Raw genomic sequence first — 8,294 nt, 5'->3', positions numbered from 1 at the left:
AAAAGGTCTAGCGACGCTCCTTCATCTCTAAAATCTACGCCAACCGCAGCCACAGCTGTGTGGAGTACTCTCTCGGCATCGCCTCGCACCGATTCCACACATATTTTATCCAACCGCTGCTGGCTTGATTTTAACGAGATTCAGTCAAAGTCGCGTTTTTAATGATTGATCATTTTGTCGCGATTCCCGTTGCAACTGAGGTTTTTTGGTTCGATGTCGCAAAATGGTCGCAGAGCGACCTGCGACTCAGAAAAACCAAAGGGTTCGCCGCCTTGGTGGCGAATGCAACTTTATCGCGACTAGATTTTTTGGATACTTTTTCATCGATGGAAAAAGTATCAGAAAAAGGTGCAAGGACTTGTCCTTGAAAATAGTGAACGCTTTTAAATGTCATCTCGATACAACGCCACCTTCGGTGTCGTCACTCGATGACCGTAAGGCTACTTTTTGCCACAATGGGAAAAGTGACTAAAAGAAATAAATAATAAAAAACCCCCGCGCCAATGGCGCGGGGGTTTTATCACAAAAAGTGAATAATATTATTGTTTGATAAACTTAACCGTATTCCCAGAATCTATCTTAAGGAAATACATCCCTGGAGTCAACTCATCAATCTGAATAGGCTGATTGTTGTTGGCAACCCCAGACTTCACTTGCGCTCCAAGCACGTTGTAGATCACAAAATCCTTAGCCTCGCTAAGTCCCGCAAGGGAGATCACATTGTTGGCTGGGTTTGGAAAAGCTTGGATGCCTGCGTTTAGTTCAAAGTCTTGGATAGAAAGAACTCCGGCAGCAAAAGCAATCTCTGCAAAACCGGTTCCGCCACCTCCGTGGTTGCTGGTCACCTCCATACGAATGAAGGAAGCGCTTACAGCAGGAAAAGAGAATACCTCTGGTGCTGCTGGAGCAACTAACACCTCATTAAATGCTGTTGGAGCTCCTGGAATCTCCACATAGGTGACTCCGTCCGTAGAAGAATAAAAGGTTACTCCGTTTACTCCAACGTCAGTAGAAGGTCCTCCGGCGTTTTGGTTCCAAAAGGCCAATCCGTCAATATCAAAAGTTCCTCCCAGATCAAAGTCAATAGTTCCTGCAACTTCTAAAGCCACAAAACTGTTGGTTGGTGTAGTGTCTTCATGCTCTGCCGTCACCGATGGGAAGGAAAACAGCCCCGTCCCGTCATAGGTTCGTGTTAAATCAGTCCCAAAATCAGGGTTGAATGTAGTAGTTGCACTCGTTGGGTTAACGATCTGCCCAAAGGTCAGTCCACAAACAAAAAGTGCAATTAAAGTGTAGAGTTTTTTCATAGGTATTTGATTAACTAGAATTAATAAGTAGATATTCAAAGATAGGGGAATAGCTTGGCGTTTGGTTTAAATATATCTTAAAGTGTCTTTTTATTGGATTCGATGGACACAGTTGCTCCTTAATTGAAGCTTGGTCTGTTTGTTGCGGTGAGTACCGCAAACCAATTTATTTTTCTTCTTTATATGTCCTTTTTCCCATCGCCGCATTACTGAAAGAGCAATGTCCTGTGGACATTGTGATTGAAGTACCACCAAAAAGGTCTAGCGACGCTCCTTCATCTCTTAAATCTACGCCAACCGCAGCCACAGCTGTGTGGAGTACTCTCTCGGCTTCACCTCGCGCCGATTCCACACATCTTTTATCCAACCGCTGCCGGCTTGATTTTTACGAGATTCAGTCGAAGTCGCATTTTATTGATTGGTCATTTTATCGCGATTCCTGTTGCAATTGAGGTTTTCCTGTGTTCAACCCGCCGCCTGCTCAGGTAAAACGAGGTTTGTTCGGTGCGAGTTCGCGCAATAGCTGCGGAGCAGCGCGCGACTCAGAAAAACCGAGAGTTTTAGCACGTCAGTGCTAAATTACCTCCTCAGGTGGCTAGACTTTTTTGCATACTTTTTTTGGCGATGAAAAAAAGTATGAGAAAAGGTGCAAGGACTCGTCCTTGAAAATAGTGATCGATTTTAAATGTCATCTCGATACTATTTCCGCTGCGCGAAAATCACTCGATGTCCGTAAGGTTAAATCCTAGCTTGGTAAGTGTAGAGATCAAAATACCTCCCTTTTTTCGCTAACAACTCATCGTGATCTCCGCGTTCGGCAATGCGGCCGTTTTCTATGACCAGAATCTGATCTGCCTGACGGATGGTACTCAATCGGTGGGCGATCACAAAGGTGGTTCGGTCTTTAACTAAAGCGGCCAAGGATTTTTGAATGAGGGCTTCACTTTCGGTATCCAAGTTGGAAGTAGCCTCATCCAGAATAATCACTTTAGGATCCGCCAAGATGGCTCTGGCAATGGCAATACGTTGGCGCTGTCCGCCGGAAAGCTTTACTCCGCGCTCGCCAATCAAGGTATCCAAACCGTCTTCAAAACGGTCCGTAAATTCATTGACATATGCAGCTTTTACTGCGTCCTGTAGTTGTTCTTCTGAGGCATTCGGTCTTGGGAAAAGAATGTTCTCTCTAATGGTTCCTTCAAAGAGGAAATCGTCCTGTAATACCACCCCCAAATGCTGTCTGTAGCTGTTCAAATTCACTTTGCTAAGATCCTTGCCATCTACCCAAACAGTTCCGCTTTCTGGTGTTAAAAAACTTGCAGCCAAACCAGCAATAGTAGACTTTCCAGAACCGGAACTACCCACCAAGGCCGTCACGCTGCCTTTGGGTGCGTTAAAGTCAATGTCGTGTAGTACAGCCTTGCCTTCCTCATAGGCGAAGTTTACCTTGTCAAAACGCAGTTCGCCTTCAAGAACGTCCAAGCGTTCTGGACGTAGGGCATCATCTTGCTCAGGTTCCATGTTCATAAGCTCTTGCGTACGGTCCAAACCGGCTAAGGCTTCGGTAAGTTGGCTCCCAATATTACTCATCTGAACTATAGGAGCGATCATAAAACCAAGCAGCAAGGTGAATGATAAAAACTCACCCGTGGTCATGGTACCGCCCATCATAAAATATCCGCCTATTCCCATAATTCCTGTAGAAGCTAAACCCAACAGAAAGGTAGAGGAACTGGTCATCAGCGCTGTGGCCGTCAAGCTCTTCTTGACATTTTGAAACAGGCGCTCCACCCCTTCTTCAAAGGATTTGTTCTCCTGGTCTTCTGCATTAAACCCTTTAATCACACGGATCCCTGAAAGGGTCTCTGTCAAACGCCCGGTAACCTCTGCATTGATCACACCGCGTTTTCTAAAGATCGGGCGGATGTACTTAAACGCCTTTAAAGCCACAAAGCCAAAAATGGCTACGGGTATAAATACAAAGGCGGTCATCAGCGCATTCATATTGATCAATAAGACCAAGGAAATAATGGCAGTAAAAGTTCCGCCAACCAATTGCACCAAGCCAGTACCAATTAGATTCCGAACACCTTCCACATCGCTCATGATGCGGCTAACAAGCGCTCCGGACTTTGTATTGTCAAAAAAGCTGATGGGCAAGGAAAGGACCTTTTTCTGCACCTGAGCCCGTAGTTCAGAGATCAGGTATTGCGCCTGAACACTCAAGATTCGCGTGAGTAAAAAGGAGGTGGTTGCTTGTACCACAATAGCTCCAAGAACTATTGCCAAAAGCGTCCAAAGCTGGCTCAGGTCATTACTTGGAACCACTTCATCCAACAGGGTTTTACTCTGCAGCGGAAGCACCAATCCAGCCAATCGACTCAAAACAATCAACACCAAACCAATGAAGACTAAATTCCTTCGTGGCCAAATGATGGTTTTAAATGCCTGTACTATGGTGACCTTTTTGCGCTTATCGCTTTTGATCTTATCGAGTTGCAATGCTTTACTTGCCATATGGGATGTTTTCTACTCTTCAAGTAAGTCAAAAGTCAAGCCCTTTTTTTTCTTTAGACAAATAGTCATGTTTTCTTTTTTCCTTTTTACCCGTCCCTTCAACGTCTGTAATGAGCTAAGATCGGTCTCGTAATCGCGGTGAGTACCGTGCCCCCTTTTATTTTTCTTTTTTTCGATACTTTTTTCTTGACAAAAAAGTATCCAAAAAGTCAAGTCGCTTGAGATGACATTTAGCGTTCTAAAACGCTAAACCCCTCGGTTTTTCTGAGTCGCGCGCTGCTCTGCAGCTATTGCGCGATCTCGCACCAAACAAACCTCAGTTGTCATTGGCAGCGACAACTTTTTTAATGCGACCCCGAACGAAGATTTAGAAAAACAAGCTGGCAGCGCGGGAGAAAAGCTGTGCGGAACAGCAGCGAGGCTCAGCCGAGCGCGAACTCCACACAGCTGTGGCTGAGGACAGCGTAGTTTTTCAAATTGGAGTGAGCGTCGCTAGCGCTTTTTGCTACTTTTTGCCGCGATGGGAAAAAGTAGTTTAAAGAAAACATCAGAAAGAAAAAATAAAAAAGGGATGCAGCACTCGCTGCAAAAATTAAAGACTGATTTTAAATGTTATCTCGATACGATTTCCGCTCCGCGAAAATCACTCGATAACCGTAAGCCAAAAAAGAAAGAGAACAAATTTAAGAGCAAAAGGAGCTGCAGGCTCCCCTGCAACTCCCCGTGCTTACTATAACCAAATACATGAGACTGTATTCTATTACAATTCAAAAGTGAACTTTTTGATTCACAGACGGGTAAAGCCTTATCAAGCTTATCGTTTTTACAAAACTTTACCTCAAATGATCAGAAATCACGACCTTTAATGCATGAGCTTAGAAATTAAATCACGCCTTTGGATAGAAAAAGACGGACAGACCCTCATGGGTAACGGTAGGGTACAGCTTTTAACAGCTATTGAAGCCACTGGATCACTTTCTGCAGCAGCAAAGAGCATCTCGCTTTCCTATAAAAAAGCCTGGCGTTTGTTAGATGAAATGAACGCAACAGCAGCGACACCCTTGGTGATCACTTCTGTTGGGGGAAAAGATGGTGGTGGAGCGCAACTTACAGAAGCCGGTACGCAAATAGTGGCTCAATTCAATCACATCCGCAGTGAGTGTGATAAGCTTTTAGCACAACTCAGCAAACAACTCCCTCCGGCATAAATGACTCCTGTAAACGGCATAATTCTCTGTGGCGGAAACAGCAAGCGCATGGGAGATGACAAAGCTTTTTTGGACTATAAGGGTCAGACCTTTTTAGCGCGAATCATTGCGCAAATGCAGCCGTTTTGTGAGACTGTTTATCTCTGCGGAAACAAACCCAGCTATGCCGAATTTGGCTTGGAAGTCGTTCCCGATCTTATTCCAGACTCCGGAGCTCTTGGAGGATTGTACTCCGTATTGCATCGTTCAGAAACTCCATGGAATTTAGTTTTGAGTTGTGATGCCCCTTTGGTGGATTCAGAGATTATTGAATCTTTATTAAATAGTATCCATCCGCAGCTAAAAGCCATACACGCCCAAACCGCAAAAGACGCGCATCCGTTGGTAGGCTGCTATCACAAAGATTGCCTCCCGAGCTTTGAAAAGGCCATTAAAAACGGGCGTTTAAAGCTGCAACCAGCAGTAAGTACTTGTAACCCAAAGATCTTAGAATATACAGGTGCTCAGGCTTCTAAATTGCGCAACATCAACACTCCAGAAGACTATAAATCCTTGCTAACGCTTGACTCCTAGCGGGATTTCGCCCTTTTGCATATAAAATTTTGCTATCTTCATATCCTACAAGGCTGGAATCGTTCTCTGGTTTTGTAGAATCTGAACTAACTAAACTGCACATGACGGATCTTGACATTGCCAAGCAATGTACGCTACAACACATTAGCGACATTGCCGGAAAGTTGGGCCTCAGCCCCGACGACATTGAACTCTACGGTAAACACAAAGCCAAACTACCACACAGTATTATCAACCCAGAAAAGGCAGCTCAGAGCAAGCTGATCTTGGTAACAGCCATCTCACCCACGCCTGCCGGTGAAGGGAAGACTACCATGTCCATTGGCCTTTCAGAAGGTTTGCATCAAATTGGTAAGAAAGCCATAGTTGTATTGCGCGAACCCAGTTTGGGACCTGTATTTGGGATCAAAGGTGGAGCTACGGGTGGAGGCTATTCTCAGGTTTTACCTATGGAGGACATCAACCTGCATTTTACGGGAGACTTTGCCGCCATTGAAAAGGCACACAACCTTTTGGCAGCCGTTATTGACAACAACATTCAAAGCAAGACCAATTCCTTAGGCATTGACGCGCGTACCGTAGTTTGGAAACGCGTTATGGACATGAATGACCGCTCGCTGCGTAATATCGTGATCGGTTTAGGTGGAACCACTTCTGGGGTTCCAAGACAAACTGGTTTTGACATTACCGCAGCCTCTGAGATCATGGCGATCTTGTGTTTGGCAGCGGATATGGAAGACCTCAAGCGCCGATTGGGGAATATTTTTGTGGGCTACACCTTTAAAAAAGAGCCTATATATGCCAGTGACCTAAAAGTACAAGGTGCCATGGCGGCCCTGCTCAAAGAAGCTGTAAAGCCCAATTTAGTGCAGACCATTGAAGGCAATCCGGCCATCATTCACGGTGGGCCCTTTGCCAATATTGCCCAGGGAACCAACTCCGTTCTGGCCACAAAGATGGGAATGTCTCTCGCTGATTATACAGTGACCGAAGCTGGTTTTGGGGCAGATCTAGGTGCGGAGAAGTTCTTAGACATCAAATGTCAAAGTGCAGGAATCGCTCCAAAGGCAGTGGTGATCACTACTACGATTCGGGCCCTTAAGTATCACGGCGGAGCCGATCTAAAGAATCTGACTGAAGAGAACGTCGATGCTTTAAAGAACGGTTTACCGAACCTTGAAAAACACTTGGAAAACGTGATGCAATTTGGCATTACCCCGATCATTTCTATCAATCGTTTTGTATCAGATAGCGATGCTGAGATTGCTTGCATCAAAGAATTTGCCGCTAACAAGAGCATTCGCGTTTCTTTGGCAGAAGTTTGGGCCAAAGGTGGAAAAGGCGCTATGGATTTGGCGCAACAAGTAGTGGACATCATTGAAGAGAACGAGGCGAATTTTACGCCCATGTACAGTTGGGATATGCCTGTGATGGACAAGATCAAGGCTATTGCAACCAAGATCTACGGTGCAGCCGATGTGGAATACGCGGCCAAGGCCAAAAAGAACCTGCGTACCATAGCCGATTTAGGCCTAGAAGGACTGCCGGTTTGTATTGCCAAAACTCAAAAGTCACTCTCTGACGATCCAAAGCAAATAGGACGACCGAGTGGATTTACCCTCACGGTTCGTGAAATTGAGATCGCCGCTGGCGCTGGCTTTTTGGTGCCGATCACAGGAGATATGATGCGTATGCCTGGGCTACCGGCGCATCCTGCATCAGAGAATATTGACATCGACAATGAAGGAAATATCAGCGGGCTATTTTAACAGCCGACTGAAAGTAATACAACTGATCTAATTTTGAAAAACCCGTATATTTAGTAAACGTTTGATTTTCTGCGTTTTATTAGAGCTCTAAAATCATGGCAACCCGAAACTATCAAGGCAAGAAATTTGACCACCAACAGGCCGAGCGCGTGGTGGATGCATTGACGGTGGAAGAGGCTTTGCAGATTAACATCAACGGCAAGCCTTTTACCCTATCCATGCGGACTCCTGGTGATGATAAGGCCTTGATTCGCGGGATGCTCCACAGTGAAGCGGTGATCAATGATACGAGCTTCCATCCTAAGGTGGTGCTTCATAAAGAGAACGAGGACGGCATTGTCACTGTGGTAGATCTTGAAATTCCAGGGGATAAGCTCGGAATGGGTTATTCCAACTCACGTTCCTTGCTGTCTGTTTCTTCTTGCGGAATTTGTGGCAAGACGGAACTGACGGAACAAGGCTTCCTGGGTAAAACGCTGGACGAACCCATTACTTTTGATGGCCCGGCCTTTAGTGCCATGTTTGCTAAAATGAATCAGCAGCAGTTTGATTTCAAACAATCGGGAGGTACCCATGCGGCTGCAGCCTTTGACGCTTCTGGCGCTCTTTTAGTAGCTGCGGAAGATATCGGGAGACACAATGCCGTAGATAAAGTCATTGGCCATTTGCTGCAGCAAGGCGAGCTCAGAGCAGCAAAAGCCATGACGGTAAGCGGTCGTATCTCTTATGAGATCAGTATAAAAGCATTTAAAGCCGGAATCCCCTTTTTGGCTGCCGTTTCTGCCCCTTCTTCCTTGGCGGTAGATTACGCCAAAGAGTTGGGCATTACCTTGATGGGATTCTGCCGCGACGGACGTGCGACTTGTTATTCACATCCGCAGCGCATAAAAAATAAACCACAAAACAACATTAAAGCGAGTTAA

At 45.5% G+C, this 8,294-nt stretch carries 7 protein-coding genes; 5 read left to right on the top strand and 2 right to left on the bottom strand.

The features are described from left to right. The first annotated feature begins 161 nt into the window (after positions 1 to 161). Positions 162 to 368, top strand: a complete 207-nt coding sequence (locus HRT75_RS08575) for a hypothetical protein (protein ID WP_291185194.1) — start codon at positions 162 to 164, stop codon at positions 366 to 368. A gap of 171 nt (positions 369 to 539) precedes the next feature. Here the strand turns inward: HRT75_RS08575 and HRT75_RS08570 are convergent, their stop codons facing one another. Together HRT75_RS08570 and HRT75_RS08565 are read right to left on the bottom strand one after the other, a co-directional pair. After that, positions 540 to 1,307 (bottom strand): T9SS type A sorting domain-containing protein, encoded by a 768-nt coding sequence (locus HRT75_RS08570; RefSeq protein ID WP_291185192.1) that lies wholly within the window; start codon positions 1,305 to 1,307, stop codon positions 540 to 542. A 738-nt stretch (positions 1,308 to 2,045) separates the two neighbouring features. Next, complete coding sequence (locus HRT75_RS08565; protein WP_291185190.1) at positions 2,046 to 3,821, bottom strand: ABC transporter ATP-binding protein; 1,776 nt, start codon at positions 3,819 to 3,821, stop codon at positions 2,046 to 2,048. A gap of 869 nt (positions 3,822 to 4,690) precedes the next feature. Here HRT75_RS08565 and HRT75_RS08560 point away from each other — a divergent pair. The 4 genes from HRT75_RS08560 (at position 4,691) to fdhD (ending at position 8,294) form a co-directional block, all read left to right on the top strand. After that, positions 4,691 to 5,029 carry a winged helix-turn-helix domain-containing protein gene (locus tag HRT75_RS08560; RefSeq protein WP_291185187.1) on the top strand — a complete coding sequence of 113 codons (339 nt, stop codon included), beginning with the start codon at positions 4,691 to 4,693 and terminating at the stop codon, positions 5,027 to 5,029. Continuing rightward, positions 5,030 to 5,602 carry a molybdenum cofactor guanylyltransferase gene (locus HRT75_RS08555; RefSeq protein ID WP_291185185.1) on the top strand — a complete coding sequence of 191 codons (573 nt, stop codon included), beginning with the start codon at positions 5,030 to 5,032 and terminating at the stop codon, positions 5,600 to 5,602. Positions 5,603 to 5,703: 101 nt separating this feature from the next. Continuing rightward, on the top strand, positions 5,704 to 7,371 hold the full coding sequence (locus tag HRT75_RS08550; protein ID WP_291185182.1) for a formate--tetrahydrofolate ligase: 1,668 nt from the start codon (positions 5,704 to 5,706) through the stop codon (positions 7,369 to 7,371). Between the two features lie 95 nt (positions 7,372 to 7,466). After that, entirely contained in the window at positions 7,467 to 8,294 is an 828-nt protein-coding gene (gene fdhD, locus HRT75_RS08545) for a formate dehydrogenase accessory sulfurtransferase FdhD (protein ID WP_291185180.1), read from the top strand.

Origin of the sequence: Gilvibacter sp., assembly GCF_013214815.1 — a bacterium.
GTDB lineage: Bacteria > Bacteroidota > Bacteroidia > Flavobacteriales > Flavobacteriaceae > Gilvibacter.
This window is presented reverse-complemented; position numbering and strand designations above follow the sequence as displayed.